The 19,350-nt window shown below is 48.1% G+C and carries 18 protein-coding genes; 15 read left to right on the forward strand and 3 right to left on the reverse strand.

What is annotated here, in order from left to right:
- From ilvN to leuB, 4 genes are all read left to right on the forward strand, one after another.
- Positions 1-507: an acetolactate synthase small subunit gene (gene ilvN / locus FO446_RS08525; protein ID WP_047070968.1), complete on the forward strand. Its 507-nt coding sequence runs from the start codon at positions 1-3 to the stop codon at positions 505-507.
- Positions 508-563: 56 nt separating this feature from the next.
- The gene (gene ilvC / locus FO446_RS08530; RefSeq protein WP_088906547.1) at positions 564-1,586 is read left to right on the forward strand and encodes a ketol-acid reductoisomerase; all 1,023 of its coding nucleotides are present in this window, start codon (positions 564-566) and stop codon (positions 1,584-1,586) included.
- A 57-nt stretch (positions 1,587-1,643) separates the two neighbouring features.
- Positions 1,644-3,182 (forward strand): 2-isopropylmalate synthase, encoded by a 1,539-nt coding sequence (locus tag FO446_RS08535; protein WP_173608653.1) that lies wholly within the window; start codon positions 1,644-1,646, stop codon positions 3,180-3,182.
- Between the two features lie 79 nt (positions 3,183-3,261).
- Complete coding sequence (gene leuB / locus FO446_RS08540) at positions 3,262-4,356, forward strand: 3-isopropylmalate dehydrogenase (protein ID WP_237900384.1); 1,095 nt, start codon at positions 3,262-3,264, stop codon at positions 4,354-4,356.
- Between the two features lie 72 nt (positions 4,357-4,428).
- On the opposite strand, the gene FO446_RS08545 is transcribed toward leuB, so the two are convergent.
- Positions 4,429-5,775 (reverse strand): TrkH family potassium uptake protein, encoded by a 1,347-nt coding sequence (locus tag FO446_RS08545; protein WP_056496231.1) that lies wholly within the window; start codon positions 5,773-5,775, stop codon positions 4,429-4,431.
- 88 nt (positions 5,776-5,863) lie between these two features.
- Positions 5,864-7,306 (reverse strand): aminotransferase-like domain-containing protein, encoded by a 1,443-nt coding sequence (locus tag FO446_RS08550; protein WP_173608651.1) that lies wholly within the window; start codon positions 7,304-7,306, stop codon positions 5,864-5,866.
- 174 nt (positions 7,307-7,480) lie between these two features.
- Between FO446_RS08550 and FO446_RS08555 the strand changes: the two genes are divergently transcribed.
- From FO446_RS08555 to FO446_RS08600, 10 genes are all read left to right on the forward strand, one after another.
- Positions 7,481-7,987: a MogA/MoaB family molybdenum cofactor biosynthesis protein gene (locus FO446_RS08555; RefSeq protein WP_173608650.1), complete on the forward strand. Its 507-nt coding sequence runs from the start codon at positions 7,481-7,483 to the stop codon at positions 7,985-7,987.
- 121 nt (positions 7,988-8,108) lie between these two features.
- Entirely contained in the window at positions 8,109-9,887 is a 1,779-nt protein-coding gene (locus FO446_RS08560) for a B12-binding domain-containing radical SAM protein (protein WP_237900386.1), read from the forward strand.
- A gap of 40 nt (positions 9,888-9,927) precedes the next feature.
- Complete coding sequence (locus tag FO446_RS08565) at positions 9,928-10,599, forward strand: DNA alkylation repair protein (RefSeq protein ID WP_173608648.1); 672 nt, start codon at positions 9,928-9,930, stop codon at positions 10,597-10,599.
- Between the two features lie 171 nt (positions 10,600-10,770).
- A complete protein-coding gene (locus FO446_RS08570) occupies positions 10,771-11,388 on the forward strand; it encodes a DedA family protein (RefSeq protein ID WP_088906555.1) in 618 nt (205 codons plus the stop codon).
- A 3-nt stretch (positions 11,389-11,391) separates the two neighbouring features.
- Positions 11,392-11,775, forward strand: coding sequence for a DUF1294 domain-containing protein (locus FO446_RS08575; protein WP_173608647.1), 384 nt, complete (start codon positions 11,392-11,394; stop codon positions 11,773-11,775).
- 93 nt (positions 11,776-11,868) lie between these two features.
- Positions 11,869-13,149: a kynureninase gene (gene kynU / locus FO446_RS08580; RefSeq protein WP_237900389.1), complete on the forward strand. Its 1,281-nt coding sequence runs from the start codon at positions 11,869-11,871 to the stop codon at positions 13,147-13,149.
- A 126-nt stretch (positions 13,150-13,275) separates the two neighbouring features.
- Positions 13,276-14,817 (forward strand): spore germination protein, encoded by a 1,542-nt coding sequence (locus tag FO446_RS08585; protein ID WP_232774246.1) that lies wholly within the window; start codon positions 13,276-13,278, stop codon positions 14,815-14,817.
- Positions 14,814-15,974 (forward strand): GerAB/ArcD/ProY family transporter, encoded by a 1,161-nt coding sequence (locus tag FO446_RS08590; protein WP_221867735.1) that lies wholly within the window; start codon positions 14,814-14,816, stop codon positions 15,972-15,974. The genes FO446_RS08585 and FO446_RS08590 overlap by 4 nt, the downstream gene beginning before the upstream one ends.
- Complete coding sequence (locus tag FO446_RS08595) at positions 15,967-17,097, forward strand: Ger(x)C family spore germination protein (protein ID WP_237900391.1); 1,131 nt, start codon at positions 15,967-15,969, stop codon at positions 17,095-17,097. Before FO446_RS08590 ends, FO446_RS08595 begins: the two co-directional genes overlap by 8 nt.
- Positions 17,098-17,110: 13 nt before the next feature.
- Positions 17,111-18,241 carry a GerAB/ArcD/ProY family transporter gene (locus tag FO446_RS08600; RefSeq protein WP_237900394.1) on the forward strand — a complete coding sequence of 377 codons (1,131 nt, stop codon included), beginning with the start codon at positions 17,111-17,113 and terminating at the stop codon, positions 18,239-18,241.
- A gap of 44 nt (positions 18,242-18,285) precedes the next feature.
- Here the strand turns inward: FO446_RS08600 and sspI are convergent, their stop codons facing one another.
- The gene (sspI, locus tag FO446_RS08605; protein ID WP_047070986.1) at positions 18,286-18,522 is read right to left on the reverse strand and encodes a small acid-soluble spore protein SspI; all 237 of its coding nucleotides are present in this window, start codon (positions 18,520-18,522) and stop codon (positions 18,286-18,288) included.
- Between the two features lie 171 nt (positions 18,523-18,693).
- On the opposite strand from sspI, the gene FO446_RS08610 reads away from it, so the two are divergent.
- Positions 18,694-19,347, forward strand: a complete 654-nt coding sequence (locus tag FO446_RS08610) for a potassium channel family protein (protein WP_007728524.1) — start codon at positions 18,694-18,696, stop codon at positions 19,345-19,347.
- The last annotated feature ends 3 nt before the right edge of the window (positions 19,348-19,350 follow it).

Raw genomic sequence — 19,350 nt, forward strand, 5'->3', positions numbered from 1 at the left:
ATGCAGCAACATACCATTTCCGTACTCGTCAACGACCAACCAGGCGTTTTGACCAGAGTGGCGACACTGTTCGGCCAACGCGGCTTCAACATCGACAGCATTACGGTGGGGGGCACGGAAGAACAGGGGCTTTCCCGGATGATCATTACAACCGGGGGAGATGACCGCCAAATCAATCAGCTCATGAAGCAATTGCACAAGCTGATCGATGTCATCTCGGTGACGAATCTCAGTGAGAACCCTTTTGTATCACGGGAACTGGCGCTGATTAAGGTGACGGCATCGCCCAGCCAGTTGGCAGAGTTAAATGGAATTGTCGAGCCGTTCCGTGCCGCGATCGTCGATGTTGGCCCCAGCTCACTGATCGTGCAAGTAACGGGTGACACCGAAAAGATTGATGCGCTGCTCGTACTATTACAAAGCTACGGCGTTATTGAACTGACAAGAACAGGTTCAGTAGCGATGGCGCGCAGTATTGTTCCAGCAACAGCCGCAGCAACGGTTTAAATTGCCAAATTTCAGAATAAAAACTCAAACTAAACTTTTTTAGGGAGGCTACACAAATGGTAAAAATGTATTATGAAGCGGACGTAAAACAAGAGGTACTGCGTGGGAAAACAATCGCAATCATCGGTTACGGTAGCCAAGGTCATGCACAAGCACAAAACCTGCGCGACAGCGGTTATAAAGTAGTGGTGGGTCTTCGTCCAGGGAAGTCTTGGGATGTGGCAGCGAAAGACGGTTTTGAAGTTTTGACTGTAGCAGAAGCAACCAAACGCGCTGACGTGGTTCAAATCCTGATGCCAGATGAGCGCCAAGCACAAGTATATCGCGACGAGATCGCTCCAAACCTGAAATCCGGCGCTGCACTGTGCTTCTCTCACGGATTCAACATCCACTACGCGCAAATCGTGCCACCAGCTGATGTAGACGTAATCATGGCAGCTCCAAAAAGCCCGGGCCACCTGGTTCGTCGCGTATACCAAGAAGGCTTCGGTGTACCTGGTTTGATCGCCGTGTACCAAGATGCAACTGGCAACGCGAAAGATCTCGCACTCGCCTACTCCAGCGGTATCGGTTGCACAAAAGCTGGCGTAATCGAAACCTCTTTCCGTGAAGAGACAGAAACAGACCTGTTCGGTGAGCAAGCAGTATTGTGCGGTGGCGCAAGCGAGCTGGTAAAAGCAGGCTTCGATACATTGGTGGAAGCAGGTTATGCTCCTGAGATTGCCTACTTCGAGTGCTTGCATGAACTGAAGCTGATCGTTGATCTGATGTACGAGGGTGGCTTGGCTCGTATGCGCTACTCCATCAGTGACACTGCTGAGTACGGTGACTACAGCACAGGTCGTCGCATCATCACAGACGAAACGCGCAAAGAAATGAAAAAAGTACTGGCTGAAATCCAAGACGGTACATTCGCTCGCAATTGGATCTTGGAAAACCAAGCAAACCGTCCTGGCTTCACTTCCCGTCGCCGTCTGGAGTCCGAGCATGGCATCGAGGTAGTAGGGGAGCAACTGCGCAGCATGATGTCTTGGATCAACAAAGATACGAAAAAAGAAGAAGTGAAAATCGGTCAATAAATAGGTGTGTAAAAAACGCATATATAATGTAGGGAAAAATGTGGAGGTGAAAAGTTCATGCGGACCATTGAGATTTTTGATACGACACTGCGCGATGGGGAGCAGTCTCCGGGCGTCAATATTAGCACGAACGAAAAGGTGGAGATCGCCCTTCAACTCGAGAAGCTGGGCGTAAACAAAATTGAGGCGGGCTTCGCTGCTGCCTCCCCAGGTGACCAAAAGTCTGTGGCCGAAGTTGCAAAACGGGTGAAGAATGCAACCGTCGTCAGTCTGGCTCGTGCCGTAAAAGACGACATGGATAAGGCATACGAAGCGCTTCGCAACGCACAAAACGCTTCCCTCCACGTCTTTCTCGCAACATCTCCGATTCACCGTCAGTTCAAGCTGAACATGAGCAAGGAAGAAGTCCTTGCTCGGGCGGTGGAAGCGGTCACCTATGCGAAAAAGTATTTTACGGAAGTTCAGTTTTCCGCAGAGGATGCGGCGCGTACCGAGATTGACTTTTTGGCAGAGGTTGTAGAGGCAGTCATCAAGGCAGGGGCTACCACGGTAAATATTCCAGATACGGTTGGCTACATGACGCCGTATCAATACGGAAACATTTTCCGCGAGCTGAAAAAACGCGTCCCTTCTACTGATCTGATTCGCCTGAGCTGCCATTGCCACGATGATCTCGGGATGGCAGTCGCCAACAGTCTCGCTGCTGTCGAGGGTGGAGCTACGCAAGTGGAGGGCACCATCAATGGAATCGGAGAGCGCGCTGGAAATGCTGCTCTGGAAGAAGTGGCGCTTGCGTTGGAGACGCGCAAGGATTACTACCAGGCAACGACCAAGCTGAATTTGAAGGAAATCGCACGGACCAGCCAGCTGGTGAGCCGTTTGACGGGGATGATCGTGCCAGGAAATAAAGCGGTCGTGGGTGCAAATGCTTTTGCGCACGAGTCCGGTATTCACCAGGATGGTGTGTTAAAAGAGGTCACTACGTACGAAATTATCCGTCCGGAATCGGTCGGCTTCAAGTCAAACAAACTGGTTCTCGGCAAGCATTCTGGCCGCCATGCTTTCAAAGAAAAGTTGGTTGATCTGGGTTATCACTTGGAGCAAGAAGAGGTAAACGCAGCGTTTGCAGCATTCAAAGTATTGTGCGACAAGAAGAAAGAAATCACGGATGACGACATCCTCGCATTGGTCGACTCCAAGATGGTTCGCGGACCTGAAGCGTTCCAGCTGGAATCCGTGCAGCTCGCTTACGGCAACATTTCCGTTCCGACAGCGAGTGTGCGGCTGGTTCGTGCCGACGGATCGGTATGCGAAGAAGCCGCATGTGGAAATGGATCGGTTGATTCTATCTACAAAGCGATTGACCGCGCTACCGGAGAGGAAGTCACCCTTGTCGATTACAAAATCCTTTCTGTTACCCACGGGCAAGATGCGTTGGGTGAAGTGTTCGTACGACTTCAACAGGACGATCTGATCGTAACAGGACGCGGTGTGAGTACGGATGTGCTGGAAGCAAGCGCCATTGCCTATATACGGGCAGTCAACAAGATCATGGAGCGCCGAGGCGAGCCTACGCCTGTCAGTGCAACGATATAAAGATAGGGTCAAATGTGGATAGGATCATAGGAACCAGCAGCGTTCGGAAACCATTACGTATAGAAAAGCGGGATAAACGATGAAGAAAAATTATCGCATCGCCGTTCTTCCTGGAGACGGTATTGGACCAGAAATCATGCAGGAAGCGGTCAAAGTCCTTACACTCGTAGGGGAAATTGAAGGTGTCACTTTTACATGTGAAGAAGGCCGGATCGGTGGTATCGCAATCGATACAGATGGAACACCGTTGCCAGAAGAAACGGTAACGCTGGCAAAGCAAGCGGATGCTGTGCTCTTGGGAGCCGTTGGCGGACCGAAGTGGGACCAGAATCCTGGGCATCTTCGTCCGGAAACAGGGCTGCTGGGCATTCGCAAAGCACTCGGTTTGTTTGCAAATATTCGCCCAGCTACCATGCACAGCTCTCTGGTGGAAGCGTCCACCCTCAAGCCAGAAGTTGTTTCTGGCGTTGACTTGATCGTTGTACGTGAACTGACCGGTGGGATTTATTTCGGTGAGAAAAAACGTTATGATGGTCCGAACGGTGAAGTCGCAGAAGATCAGTGCATCTATCATGAAGCGGAAGTCGAGCGAATCATTCGAGTAGGCTTCGACATTGCGCGCAAACGCCAAAAGCGTCTCGTATCTGTAGATAAGGCAAACGTCCTCGAAAGCTCCCGCCTCTGGCGCAAGGTAGCCGAGAGAGTAGGGGCTGACTATCCAGATGTAGAGCTGTCCCACCAGTTGGTAGACTCTTGCGCGATGCAGCTCGTGCGTGATCCAAAACAGTTTGACGTCATCGTGACGGAAAACATGTTTGGCGACATCTTGAGTGATCAGGCAGCGATGCTGACTGGTTCGATTGGGATGCTGTCCTCGGCGAGTCTGGCAGCAGGCAGCTTTGGCTTGTATGAACCGGTTCATGGCTCTGCCCCTGACATTGCTGGAAAAGGCATTGCCAATCCGCTGGCCACCATTCTGTCCGTAGCGATGATGCTTCGCCTTTCTCTCGGAATGGATGAAGCGGCAGCAGCTGTGGAAAACGCAGTTTGGTCCGTGCTGGAAGCAGGGCATCGCACTGGCGATATCGCGGCAGATAGAAGCAAAGCGATTGGTACAATCGAGATGGGCCAACTGGTACGCGACGAGCTGTCCAAACAGTGGCAAAAACAATAAATCATACACAAAACGAAACCCTGCCAAAATCCTTTCGGTGCTTTGGCAGGGTTTTCTCCATTTTTATACGGCTTATCCGATGGTGATCCTCCCTTTTGGATAGCGGAAGTACTCCTTCTGTTTGCGTTGTGCGAGGGCAAAGGCAATCGTGAGGGGGCCGAGCCGACCAGCAAACATCGTTAATATGATTAGCGTTTTCCCGATCGGAGTCAGATGAGGGGTCAGTCCCATAGAGAGTCCGGTCGTAGCAAAAGCGGAAGTAACCTCGAATAGGATCATCTCAAAGCGTGCTCCTGTCTCAGTAATCGAGAGGACCATCGTCATGACAAGCACAATGAACAGGGCAATCATGGTCAGTGTCAGCGATTTGTAGACCATGTGTGGCAGGATGCGTTGCCGGAAGAAGATGACATCTTCTTTTCCTTTAATTTGGGCAATAACAGCGCCAATCAGTGTGGCAAAGGTCGTCGTCTTGATACCGCCTCCCGTCGAGCCAGGAGAAGCACCGATGAACATTAGGATAATAAGGAGGAAAAGCGACGACTGATACATATCCCCGATATTCAATGTGTTGGAACCTGCCGTACGGGGTGTAACCGATTGATAGAAGGAGCCGAGCACTTTGCCCATCATGGATAGGGGCTGCAACGTTTTGGGATTGTTGTACTCCAAAATAAAAATAAGCACTGTCCCTGCCGTAATCAAAAGACCGGTTGTTGTCAGTACGACTTTCGTATGTAGTGACAAGCGGCGGTTATGACGATAATCGTATATCTCGCTGACAACGATGAAACCAATACCGCCAAGTATGATCATCAGACAGACGACGAGATTGACGAGCGGGTCCTCCACATAGGCTGTCAAGCTGGCGAACTCGCCCATCAGGTCAAAACCAGCATTGTTAAAGTTAGAAATCGCATGGAAAAAGCCGAAGTAGATCGCTTTTTTCAAAGGAAAGTCAAAGGCAAAACGAATAGAGAGAAGCACTCCACCTATAAACTCAGTAAGGGCAGTAAAAACCAGAATCATTTTGGCTAATCGTACGACACCTTCTATCGACATCTGATTCAGCGATTCTTGCAGGATGAGCCGTTCACGCAATGAGATTCTTTTACGCATAATCAGTGCGAAAAAGGTAGCGAACGTCATAAATCCGAGGCCGCCAATTTGGATGAGCGACAAAATGACGAGTTGACCAAAGGTAGTGAAAGTCGTTCCAGTATCGACGACAACCAAGCCTGTTACACATGTAGCAGAGGTGGCTGTAAACAGAGCGTCAAGCCAATGCAGACCAACTCCATCAACTGTAGCGACCGGGAGTGTCAAAAGCAGCGCTCCCAAGAAGATAATCAAGGCAAACCCAAGAACCAGCGTTTTTGGTGGATCAAGGTGAAGCTTTTCTACGATTTTTTTAATCATAGCAGGTTATACCTCGGCTTTTTTCGAGTCTAGTGAAAAGGAAAAGAGGGGAAATCTATCTCTTAGTATGGCATTTCCCTTGGAAAACTTACCGAAGAAGAGCAGCACCCAATCGGTGAAGCCAATGTTTCAACTCTCGTTCTTCCAGTGGAGCGAGTGGGAAACGGACAGCCGGGCAGCGCAGAATATCGGCAGGCTCATCGGCTACGCGAAAAGCATGACCGCCAGTCAGCTCGAGACCTTCCTCACGCAGAATAGCGACGACTCTCTCTTCTTGTTCAGTTGCTCTTGCGGTTGGCGTGCCCCATTTTATCCACGTATTTAAGCCCCCTGAAATAGGGTACATTCGTGCATGATCGGGGAGTGCCTGGCGTTTTTCCTGCCACAGTCGCAGGAAGCGGGTCTGGAACAGAGCACGACGATCCGTTAGAAACTCTTCATAAAACCACGGATCATCGAGGAGTCGAACAGCGGATTCCACGACGAGCAAGGATGGCTCTGCTCCTGTCATGGAAACAAGCTGACTATAGCGCTCCAACTCGTCATCCGATAAATCAGAAGGAAGCATCAGTACGCCCAATTGTAGATCGCGAGCCAACGTTTTGGACAACGAATGCAGATAGTAGACCTCCACTGGGCTTTTTGCCTGCGCAGCCATCTGGTACAAAGGAACACTCGGTTCTTCAAACCAGAGGTCGCCATAATGGTCGTTTTCCACAAGACGTACGTTGTGGCTCTGCGCCCATTCGAGCAAATCTTCCTTTCGTTTCAACGAATAGCTGATACCGGTAGGAAATTGATAATGCGGGTTAATCAAAAGCCAATTCGCAGGGTAATGCTCCTGCTCTTCCGTGAGAGCTTGAATACAAACGCCTTCTTCATCCATGCGAATCGGGCGAACGGTAATTCCGCACTGGCTCAACAGTCGAAGAAATACAGGATAGCTGTACTCCTCCACATAGACGACATCACGTGCACTCATGACACGCTGCGCAAGAAAGGCGAAGCCGCTCGTGCTTCTATTAAAAAGCAGGAGGCGCTCAGGTGAGTGAGGAAGCCCCCGGCGGCCGAGGTGATCAGCAAAAACCTTGGCAGCTTGTGTACGTCTGATTTTCTTTTGGGCGGACGGTTCATCCAATACAGTCAGACTCTCATAAAAAGCACCACGCAATCGCTTCACCAGCTCTTCGCTTGGACGAGGAGAGGAATCAGCCAGGGAAGCGATCGGAATATCTGTGAGCGGGAGGCGATTTTCCAAACGCGCTTCTTTAGCAAGCTGCGTCAAGTAATAACCTTTGCCGTGCACAGCTTCCAGCCAGCCTTCCAACGCAAGATGATCGTATGCTTTTTTGACTGTCTCCAACGAGCAACCACTAATTGTTTTCATATCTCGCAGCGATATCAATTGTTGTCCATCTACAAGAAAGGCACCACGCAAAATCGCTGTTTTCAATTGTTCAGCGAGTTGTACATAGATCGGTGTGTGCGATTGTTTGTGGAAATGAAAAGAAAAATACGGTCGCTCTGGCATTCGCGCACGCCTCCTTGTCTGTCGAAAAAATAGCAGTCATCAGCATTATATAGGAAAGCGAAGCATCTCGGGTATAGGGAGTGAAGAAATTGTTTCAGGAACGACGAGGGTACTGGAAACCCGAACATGGTATCATGAGAAAAGATATATATTGAAGAAATGAGGAAAATACGGATGAGTACGCAGGAACACAAGGCGCTATCGCCCAAGCAAGTCATATGCATGGTCATTACCGTTTCCGATACCCGGACAGAGGATACAGATAAAAGCGGACAATTGATGAAGCAGCTTCTGACTGAAGCCGGTCACAGCGTAGCGCTCTATCAAATAGTAAAGGACGAGCCTGTACAGGTCATTGCTGCGATCGAAGCGGGAATTGCACATGACGACGTTCAAGTCATTCTTCTCAATGGCGGTACTGGCATTTCGCCCCGAGATAACACCTTTGAGGCTGTCTCTGGCTTACTCGATAAGGAAATGCCGGGATTTGGCGAGCTGTTTCGGATGTTGAGCTTTACCGAAGACATCGGTTCGGCTGCGATGCTCAGTCGTGCGATTGCAGGGACGCGGAAAGGGAAAATGATTTTTTCCACGCCAGGCTCGACAGGTGCGGTGCGACTGGCGATGAATCGGTTGATCGTGCCGGAGCTGGGGCATGTGGTGCGCGAATTAAACCGTTAACGATTTGCCGTTACTAGCCTCGTATGGTACTGTTACGAAAGGAAAAAGATCGGTCAGACCTGAACCATCGATTGCAGATGGTTTTTTGGTGCCGAATTTTGCAAGGAGAGTAGACCCATCCATGAAGATTTTACTATCGACCTTAAACGCCAAGTTTATTCACTCCTCACTCGCTTTGCGTTATTTGCGAAGCTATGCTCAGGAAGCATTTCCTTCGATTGAGCTGGTGGAGTATACCATCAACGATGTGACGTTAAATATAGTAGCAGATATACACAAGCGCAAGCCCGATGTCGTTGCATTTTCCTGTTATATCTGGAACATTCGCGAGACGCTCAGTGTCATGCGCACGCTGAAAAAGATTTGCCCGGATGTTCCGATTATCCTTGGCGGACCAGAAGTGACCTATGACGCGGACGAATGGATGAAGAAGCATCCTGAAATCGATGTCATCTGCATTGGTGAAGGAGAGCAGACCTTCTTGGAGCTTTTGCAGGTGTATCAGGAATCATTGCAAACCAAGCAGCCTCCACGCCTGCGAGATGTTGCCGGAATCGCTTATCGCGAAGAGGAGTACGTACGTTTTTCCATGCCGCGTGCGCAAGTTGAAGAGATGGACAGCATTCCTTCCCCTTACGCGGATCATCTGGACGAGTTGAACAACCGCGTCGTCTATTTTGAGGCATCTCGTGGCTGTCCGTTTAAATGTCAATACTGTCTGTCTTCGATTGAAGACGGCGTACGCTATTTCAGTCTCGAACGAGTAAAAGAAGATCTCATGCGTTTGATCAATCACGGCGTCAAAACGATCAAGTTCGTGGATCGAACGTTTAACATCAATAAGAAATATGCCTTGGAAATCTTTCAGTTTTTGATCGATAACCACAATGGAACGATCTTTCAATTCGAGATCACGGCAGACATTTTGCGCGCGGACGTACTCGACTTCTTGACAGAGAACGCACCTCCAGGCATTTTTCGCTTCGAGATTGGGGTTCAGTCCACGAATGATGAGACCAACCGCCTTGTTCAGCGGATTCAGCGCTTCGATCGCCTTGCGCGTACAGTGACACAGATCAAGGATTCGAAAAAAATCGATCAGCATTTGGATTTGATCGCTGGTTTGCCTGAGGAAGATTATGCGTCCTTCCGCAAAACCTTCAACGACGTGTTTGGTCTGCGTCCGGAGGAGCTTCAGCTTGGCTTTTTGAAAATGCTGCGCGGGACAGGTGTTCGTGCGCGTGCGGCTAATCATGGCTATATTTTTATGGATGAGGCTCCTTACGAAATTTTGGGAAACAACGTCCTTTCCTTTGATGACATGCAAAAAATCAAGCGTGTAGAAGACATTCTGGAAAAGTACTGGAATGCACACCGGATGGATTATACAGTGGAATGGTTGTTGGCAAATCAATTCGAAACGGCTTTCGATTTTTTTCAGGCATTTGGCGATTATTGGGAAAGTCAAGGCTGGAGCCGTATTGGTCATCAATTAGAGGATTTGTTCGTGCGTTTGCAGAAGTTTTTGCAATTCCAGCAAGTGGAAGGAATGGACCATGTACTTAGCATGATGAAATTCGATTTCCTGCGCAACCAGAAGCATCGTCCCCGCAAGCTGTGGTGGGAGGATGTCATGGACAAGGAAGAGATGCAACAGACGTTTGCTGTGCTAACTGAGCAGCGTGAGCGACTCCGCGATGATTTTGCGGCACATGCAGCATTGGAAAAAGATTATTTCAAACACACGCTGACTGCCAAGGTGACCTTTGACATTGAAAAATGGCTGGAGACCGGTGAGCTTGTCGAGGGAGATTTTATACTCGTCGTGTATTATCCGTACAAAGATGAAGAGCAAAATGCTTTTGCTGTCGTCAAGCAGGATGTCCAAGTAGCAGGCTAAATGACCGGATGAGCAGATGGGATGGGAGGAGGAGACGCAGATGAATGCAAGCACGTATACGGAGGCTGTCGAGGAACGGTTGCGTGCACATGGTGATTCGACTGTGGCTGGCCCCATGGCGCAGTACATGAAAAATCATTTTTCTTTTCTGGGGATCAAATCACCACAGCGCAAAGAACTGACCAAACAAATCTTTCGTGATTATGGCGTACCCGAAAATTGGGAGCAGGTCGTTCGTTCCTTGTGGGATTTGCCAGCGCGAGAGTACCAGTATGTAGCGCTTGACGTACTCGAGAAGTCCAAAAAGCGTCTCACCCCTGACCATCTCCCGTTCGTTGTCGAACTCATTACGACAAAATCGTGGTGGGATACCGTAGATTATTTGGCTTCCCATACAACAGGCAAATTGTTCGCCTTGCATCCCGAACTGATTGTATCGAATACGACAGCTTGGATGAATGGAACCAACATGTGGCTGCAACGTACAGCGATTTTATTTCAACTGTCGTACAAGGATAAGACAGATCAGCGGCTGCTCTTTTCCTTGGTGGAAAGAAGCTCGGATTCCAAAGACTTTTTTATTCAGAAGGCAATTGGCTGGGCGTTGAGAGAGTATGCGAAAACAAATCCCAAAGCCGTACGTGAATTTGTAGAAGCGACTCCACTTGCGAGTTTGTCCAGGCGTGAAGCGCTCAAGCATCTATCAGGATAGAGTCGCTTGTTGTATCTGTGCTTGATAAAATACGTACATCTATTGCAAAATAAACAAGTACCATTTTTGAGGTTCATAACGTAATACATAGAGTCAGATATCGTGCGATGCCATAGCTGCTAGTATGTCAAGAAATGACCGCACTGTGGCAAGGATAGGGGATTTTGCCTCATGGAAGTCGACCTGCTAATGTCCATCATAGAGCAATACGGCTACGTAGCGATTTTTTTCATGCTTTGGCTTGGGATTGTAGGTTTGCCGATTCCCGATGAGCTGGTTGTCGCTACAGGAGGATTTCTTGCCTCCATTGGCGTGTTAAACCCTTGGTATTCTTTTTTGGCGGGATATTTAGGGGTTGCCTCCGGATTGACGATTGGCTTTTTACTTGGAAAGTACTTTGGGAAACCGATATTGCAATGGCTGTGCAAAACCGAGAAAATGAGGAACGCGGTGAATCGATCAACGGGCTTGCTGGAGAAGTATGGAACTACTGCCCTCTGCATCAGCTACCTATTTCCGGTTGTCCGCCATGTCGTACCTTATTTGGTCGGCCTGGGCGGTATGACGTTCCGGCGATATGCGATGCTGTCATATCCGATCGGGTTGGTTTGGACCATCGCCTTTTACTTTCTCGGCCATGTATTCGGTAATAACGTGGAAGCTATTATCGAAGTCATCCGTAAATACGGTTTCTACGCTTTGCTGGTGATCGTGGTTGTATTGGCTGTGGTATTCTTTGTACGCAAGCAGTTTATGGGAAATCGGGCATATCGGGCAAAAGGAGAATAACAAATGTACCATGAACAATTAGCTGCCCACCGCCGCAATTTCGTGTTGGTGCTCGTGATTAGCTGGGCCCTCCTCATGGCAGGATACTTCAATTCAAATGTCTGGGTGCTGGCTGGAGGAGCTTTACTGCTGAATGGCTATGCTTATTACCTGATGCAGGCAGACAAGCGTCTGGCTAAAGAAAAAGGTTTTCGGGTTCCGGAACTGAGCCTTTTGTTGGTCGCATTTTTAGGAGGAGGGATTGGTGCGCTGGAGGGTATGCTCATTCAACGGCATAAGACGAAGCATACCTCTTTTCGCATCCTGCTCCCGCTCTTTTGCATCGCGCAAATCTTCCTAGTCATTTGGGTAATACAACTATATTTGGATAAGAATCTCGTGTCGTAGGGGCACGGGATTTTCTTTTTGAAAATGTGATTCTCTTGTTTGAAAATTCAGCCTATAATAAGGGTAACGATAGAACAAGCTGAGGAGGTAGCTATGTCTCAATCAAGCCCCTTGACGAAAACGTACGCACAGCAACTGGATGCACAGGACGAACTCGCGAGCTATCGCGAAGAGTTTTATCTGCTTTCGAGTCTGTATTTGGATGGTAACTCGCTTGGCCTCATGTCAAAAAGAGCGGAAAAGAGCGTCATGGATATGATGCAGTCTTGGAAGGAACTGGGTGTGGAAGGCTGGACAACGGGTACTCATCCGTGGTTTTTCTTTTCGGAGAAATTGGCAGAGATGAGCGCAGCACTTGTAGGGGCAAGCCCCGAGGAAGTGATTGTCACGGGCTCTACGACGATCAACCTGCATCAGCTCGCAGCTACCTTTTATCATCCGGTTGGGAAGAGGACGAAGGTCGTTGCCACTGAACTGGATTTTCCTACCGATATATACGCACTACAGAGTCAAATGAAGCTCCATGGACTGGACCCGGAAGAGCATTTGGTTCGGGTAGAGTCAAGAGATGGTCGTCTGATTGAAGAAGAGGATATTATCGATGCGATGTCGGATGAAGTCGCACTGGTTGTCCTCCCTACTGTCCTGTATCGCAGCGGCCAGTTGCTCGATATTGAACGCTTGACAGCAGCCGCGCATGAGAGAGGCATTCTGATTGGGTTTGACGGATGTCATTCTGTAGGAGCGATCCCGCATTCCTTCAGCAAATGGGAAGTGGACTTTGCCTACTGGTGCAACTACAAATATGTAAATGCAGGGCCTGGAAGCGTGGGTAGCCTATATGTCAACCGCAAGCATTTTGGCAGAACTCCTGGATTGGCGGGATGGTTCAGCTCGAAAAAGGATAAGCAATTTGACATGGACCATAAGCTGGATGCATGTGAAAGTGCGGGCGCGTACCAGATCGGTACCCCACATATGCTGAGTCTCGCCCCACTGCTTGGTTCTTTGGAAATGTTCCAGGAGGTGTCCGTGGAAAAGCTTCGTGCCAAGTCGCTCAGCTTAACGCGGTTCATGATGGATTTGATCGAGGTGGAGCTAGCCGACATGGGTTTTACGATTGCGAACCCACAGCAGGATGATCGTCGGGGTGGGCATGTCAGCCTTGAGCACGACGAGGCCATACGTATATGCAAGGCATTGAAGGAAGCGGGCATAATTCCTGACTTCCGTGCCCCAAACATCATCCGGTTAGCCCCCGTTGCTTTCTATACGACTTATACAGAGGTTTGGGAAAGTGTCCAGATCTTAAAAACGATCATGTTAGAGAAGAGCTACGAAAAATTTGAAAACAAGCGCGAGGTGGTTGCGTAACAGGTCCGACTTAGGTTGGACCTGTTTTTCTTTTGTAATACGCCTTTTACGGGATTTTCTTTCCATTATTGGGCACACTATCCGTACCTGTAGACAGTCTACATTCCATGGATAAGGGTGAGCAGCTTGAGCCAGTTTTTTCAAGCATGGAAAAAAAGAAAAGAAGCCCTCCAGTCAAAAGCGTTGGAGCAGCACTCCGACAAGAGCATGGAAAGCGTGTCCGATGTTGCGCTCACAACAAATTTGGAAGAAAACATCCAATTGATTCAAGCGCAGTTTGGAAAGTGTGATGATCTTGTCGTTCGTCGATTTCAAACGAAGACGAAGGCTCAAGCCGCTATCGTTTTTATAGATGGCATGGTGGATCGCAATGTCATCAGTGATTTTATTATTCGCTATATGACGACTCCTGATATCACCTATAATGATCCGGCGACAAATGAGCTGGATTTGACAGACAAACTGAGGCAGATCGTCCGAAATATTTTGTCTGGATGCGCGGTACTGATCATTGATGGGTGTCAAAATGCTTACTTGAATAATACGAGAGGTTGGGACAGGCGTTCGGTAGAAGAGCCTCAGACGGAATCAGTCGTACGAGGGCCACGCGATGGTTTTTGTGAGACATTGTGCGTGAATTCAGCCCTGATCCGTTTTCGTTTGAAGGACCCCAATCTCAGAGTGCGTCATATGGTGGTCGGTGAACGAACACAGACTGACGTTTACATCATGTACATCGAGGGTCTTGCGTATCCCCCGATGGTGGAGGAAGTGATTGCGCGAATAGAGAGTAATGTTCGTGTGGATTCTGTGCTGGAGAGCGGGTACATCGAACAAATGATCCAGGATCGGAGATGGTCCCCCTTCCCGCAAATTCAAAATACGGAGCGCCCTGACAAAGTAGTGGCCAATCTTTTGGAAGGGAAAGTAGGCATTCTGGTAGATGGTACTCCGTTCGGATTGATTGCTCCGGCTGTGTTTTCACAGTTTTATCAGAGTCCAGAGGATTATTACGAGCGATTTTATATCGCGACCTTAATTCGTTTCATTCGGATTATCAGTATCAGCATCGCTTTGTTGCTACCTTCTCTATATATCGCTTTTAGTTCATTTCATCCAGAGATGATCCCTTCTCGACTGGTCATTGCGATGGCGGCAGGGCGATCTACCGTTCCATTCCCTTCTTTAGTCGAAGCTCTGTTTATGGAGTTGGCCATTGAGATATTGAGGGAAGCGAGTGTGAGGCTGCCGGGGCCAATCGGTCCTACGATCGGGATTGTTGGAGCACTCGTGGTCGGAGAAGCAGCGGTAACGGCCGGGCTTGTCAGTCCTGTCATGGTGATTATCGTGGCTGTGACGACCATCGGCTCGTTCGCATCTCCGAGTTACAGTGCGGCGATTGCCATTCGGATGCTACGCTTTCCGGTTATGATTCTGGCAGGAATGTTTGGTCTATACGGTATTATGCTGTTTTTGATTGTCATCCTCATTCATTTGTCTTCACTGAAATCGTTTGGAGTACCCTATATGAGCCCGCTTAGTCCGCTCAACCTGAATGGAATGAAGGACTTGTTCTTACGGGCACCCCATCACATGATGAAGACAAGACCGATGATGTTTCATGTTCAAGATAAAATCCGGATCAGAGAGGAGGAGAACCAGAAATGAACAGGAGGGAGGGGCACAGCTGGCATCATAATCTATCGATGTGGCAGCAAATTTGTCTCATGACAAGTACCTTAATCGGTGTCGGCGTTTTGACCCTTCCTCGCACAACCAGTTCGAAATTATTTGAGGCAGGCTGGATCGCTCCTCTGATTGGCTCAGCAGGTGCTTATGTCTCCTTATGGTTAATTGTCAAATTGAGCAAGCGCTATCCAGGTGAAACCTTTATTGAATATAGTCATAAGGTGTGGGGATCTGCCAAACGGCCTTGGGTGGGCAAAGTTTTCAGCCTCCCCTGGATTTGTATCTATCTGGTATACCTGTATTTCTCCACGGCCGTCGTTTCGCGTGTATTTGGTGAAGTGGTTGTGACTTCCGTTCTTTTACAGACTCCGTTGGAAGTTATACTCATGTCAATGTTTTTATTGATACTATTTTTGTGCATGCATGAGGTGGAAGTAGTAGCACGAGTGAACGAGCTGCTGTTTCCTTTTATTATCTTTCCACTTCTTTTTATCGCGATTGCGTCGTTCCAAAAGGCGGAAATTGGGAATCTCCTGCCGATTAATCATGTGTCAATCCGTTCAATGGTAGCAGGAGTGTACGAAGGAATTTATTCCTATTCTGGTTTTGAAATTATGTTCGTCTTTTTCGCCTATGCGCAACAAAACACGAACAGGGAATTGGCGGGACTTTACAGTTTATTAATTGCAGCATCACTCTATATGTTAATTGTGGTTGCTGGTATTTCAGTGTTTGGTTACGAAGAGCTACAGAGGGTGACGTGGCCGACACTAGAATTGGTCAAGACGACGCAGGTGCCAGGATTGATCTTGGAACGATTGGAATCCGCTTTTTTGGCAGTGTGGGTATCGGCTGTTTTTACTACGGTAGCCAATGCGTATTACGTTGTTGTTTATTCATTGAGACAGTTGTTTCGTAAGGGAATCAGATTTCAAAGAATCGTGGCTACAGTCCTTCTCATCCCTTTATTCTTCTTTGCCCTCATTCCACAAAACATCATGGAAGTATTTAGGGTGGCGTCGTTGCTGGGATTGTCTAGCCTGGTCATTAATTTGCTGATCCCTGCTGTTTACTGGGGAGCAATCCTCATTCGTGACATGGTGACCCGACGAGAGGGGCGGAATATCGATGGGTAAATCTCTTAGATACTTCGCTTTGTTGATCATTTCTACCATCCTGCTGACAGGGTGCTGGGATAGACGTGAATTGGAAGAACGTGCATCGGTGTTGGCCATTGCGATAGATCAGGATGAAAAAAATGAAAATCTGTACAAAATGACCGTCCAAATTCCAATTCCTATGAAAATCGCTGGGAGTGGCGGGAAGGGTGGAGGAAATAATGCGGATGCCGTGAAAATCATGAGCGTGACAGGAAGAACGGTGACAGATGCTTCCAATAACTTGCAAATGCGGATGAACCAGCGATTGTTTCTTGGACATACCCGTATTCTTGCCGTAAGTGAGGAGGTCGCCAGAAAGGGAATCCAAGACATCATGGACAGTTTTCGTCGCGAACCGCAAATACGGCGACTTCTGTGGCCGATCGTCGTGAAGGGCAAAGCATCTACCTTGCTGGAGATAAAACCGAGAATCGAGCCGATTCCAGTCGTCTATATGATGGGGCTGATCGAAAATGGGATGAAATTAGGAAGAATTCCAGACCAAACGCTGGGCGACTATTTCAATCAGACCTCTAATCTAACCATGGAGCCGTTTTTGAATTATGTAGAGGCCAGAAAGAACGAGGTGAGCTGGAAAGGGGTTGCTGTTTTTCGCGGACACAAGATGGTGGGGATATTGGATCACATACAGTCATGGATATTGCTTCAGCTACGTAATGAAAAACCAGGTGGAGACATTGTCATTCCGTTGCCGAAAACCAAGAATGGATATGTGAGTTTTCGTCCGCATTTCGCAAAAAAAAAGGTGATCATTCACAAATCCTCTTCCGCTACCTATCATTGCGAGCTTCAAGGAGATATTGTCGAACTCACAGAAGACCTGAACATTCCTGCGGAGCAATTCATCTTACAAATGCAAACGCTTATTCAAAAAGAAATGGAAAATCGCGCAAAAAAACTATTGCAGCAATTACAAAAGCAGTACAATAGCGACATTTTGAAACTGGGCCTTACACTGCGTGCGAAGCATTACCAAGACTACTGGAAAACTCACAACTGGAAGAAAGATTTCAGGGATTTTCCGATTCGCGTTACATACACAATCAAGCTGCGCCGTCTTGGTATGGAAATGCAATAGGAGAGCGATCACTGTGGAGAATCAGAAACGTAATTTTGGTACCTGGCAACTGACAAGCATTATGGTCAGTTCGATGATCGGGGTGGGTATCCTCGTCATCCCGAGAACAGCAACCGAACTTCTTCATCAAATGGGGTGGGTGGGACCCATTGTAGGTGGTTTCATAGCGTCCATGGCTGTAGCGGCTATCGTTTATTTAGGCAACCAGTTTCCCGGTCTTACCTTTGTCGAATTTATGCCGAAGATATTTGGGGTTGCCATCGGTACCCTGTGTATATTTCTCTTCATTCTCTATCAGTTCCTCAATGCGGGAATCACAGCCAGATTGTTCGGGGAAGTCGTCGTGACCTCCGTATTACCGCAAACGCCACTGGAAGTAATAATCATCACGCTGCTGTTGTTGGTCATGTTTCTTTGTTGTCATGAGATTGAAGTGGTGGCAAGGGTAAATGAGCTGTTGATTCCTTTCCTCCTGTTGCCGTCTCTCTTGATTCCGCTCGTCTCCTTCATGAACGCAGATTGGTACAATTTATTGCCATTCCGATTCGAGTCATGGACAAATGTCATGAAAACGGGTCTGAATACGTATACGCTTTATACCGGATATGAGTTGTTAATGGTTTATTTTGCCTTCGCTATTCCCGGGGCAAGGCTAGGGGTAGCCAGCATGACAGGTATGAGTTTTGCTCTTGTCATTTATGTGATCACAGTTGTCGCAGGCATTACTGTATTTGGCTATGAAGAATTGCAGAGGCTGGTGTGGCCTACGCTTGAACTGGTCAAGGTAACGCAGAAAACCGGCTGGTTTTTGGAGCGTTTTGAGTCCGCCTTTCTCGCGATTTGGGTTGCTTCTGTATTTACAACGATCGGGAATATGCTGTACGCGACGATTTTTTCATTGCGGCGCTTGTTTCACAAAGGCATTCGTTTTCAGCAAATCACCGCGATTGTGATCATGGTGCCCCTTTTTTTCCTGACATTAGTGCCGCAAAATATAGTGGAGCTGTTTTCTTTTACACAGTATTTTACCAACATAGGATATTTGATCACCATCATCATCCCTATCTTGCTGGCAATCACCCAATTCATGCGCAATCAGTTCAACAAAGGTCGAGAAGTGAACAATGAAAAGGGAGGGACGTAATAGCCCCTCCCTTTGAAGCATGTTTGTTCGAAAAGAAGAAATGGTTAGATCGGCTTTTCGGCTTGTTCAGGCAAGTGTTCCGCGATAGTCGTAATCATGGATTGGCGTGAGGAAGCATCGCTGTTTTGCCACAGAACTTCAAACAAAACACCTAACCCCGGCAGTGTCTTCTCCTGACCGCTGGCGATGGCATCACTGATGGTCTCTTCCACTGCGTTTGGATCTGAGCCTTGCATTTTGTACATGATCGCTTGACGTAAATTGAGTGAGGCAATGTTCATGACCGTGCTTGCACCTCTCTTTTGAGAATGAATTCAAGAAATAGTATTTGTAAACGCTGATTTGTGCATACCATGCTTTTCGTACAAAACGTTCATGACCGTTTTGTGGGGGATGTTTTGGTTGTGCTATAATGCTTGTTATTGGTAAGTTCCGTAAAGGGGAAGATTAACATGTCCAAGCAATTTGCCATTATCGGGATGGGACGTTTTGGTTCTAGCGTGGCGAGAACGCTGTACGAGATGGATTATGAAGTGATGGGTATAGATGAGAACGAGGAGCGTATTAACGAAAATATTCAATACGTAACGCACGCGGTAGCAGCGGATTCTACGGATGAACGTGCCTTGAAGGAAATCGGCATCCGTAATTTCGATGTAGTCGTCGTGGCCATTGGGGTCGATATTCAGGCGAGCATCCTGACAGTTTTGACGCTGAAAGACTTGGGTGTCAAAAAGATCGTGGCAAAAGCACAGAATGAGCGTCATGGACAAGTATTGTACAAAGTGGGAGCTGACCGTGTCGTATTCCCTGAGCGTGACATGGGAGTTCGGGTCGCCCACAATCTGATCTCTTCGAATGTACTTGACTTTATTGAGCTGGCAGAGGATTACAGCGTGGCCGAGGTAGTCGTGTCGTCCAAGCTGGTCGGTCAAAACTTGCGGCAACTGGATATTCGGAAAAAATACGAGGTCAACGTTATTGCCATCAAAAGCGGAGATAAATTCAACATCGCTCCTAGCCCGGATGAAGTCATCCAATACGGCGACGTGCTTGTGGTGATCGGGAACAACAAAGACTTACGCGAATTTGAGGAGCGGGCATAGGTT

The organism is Brevibacillus brevis (assembly GCF_022026395.1).
Lineage (GTDB): Bacteria > Bacillota > Bacilli > Brevibacillales > Brevibacillaceae > Brevibacillus.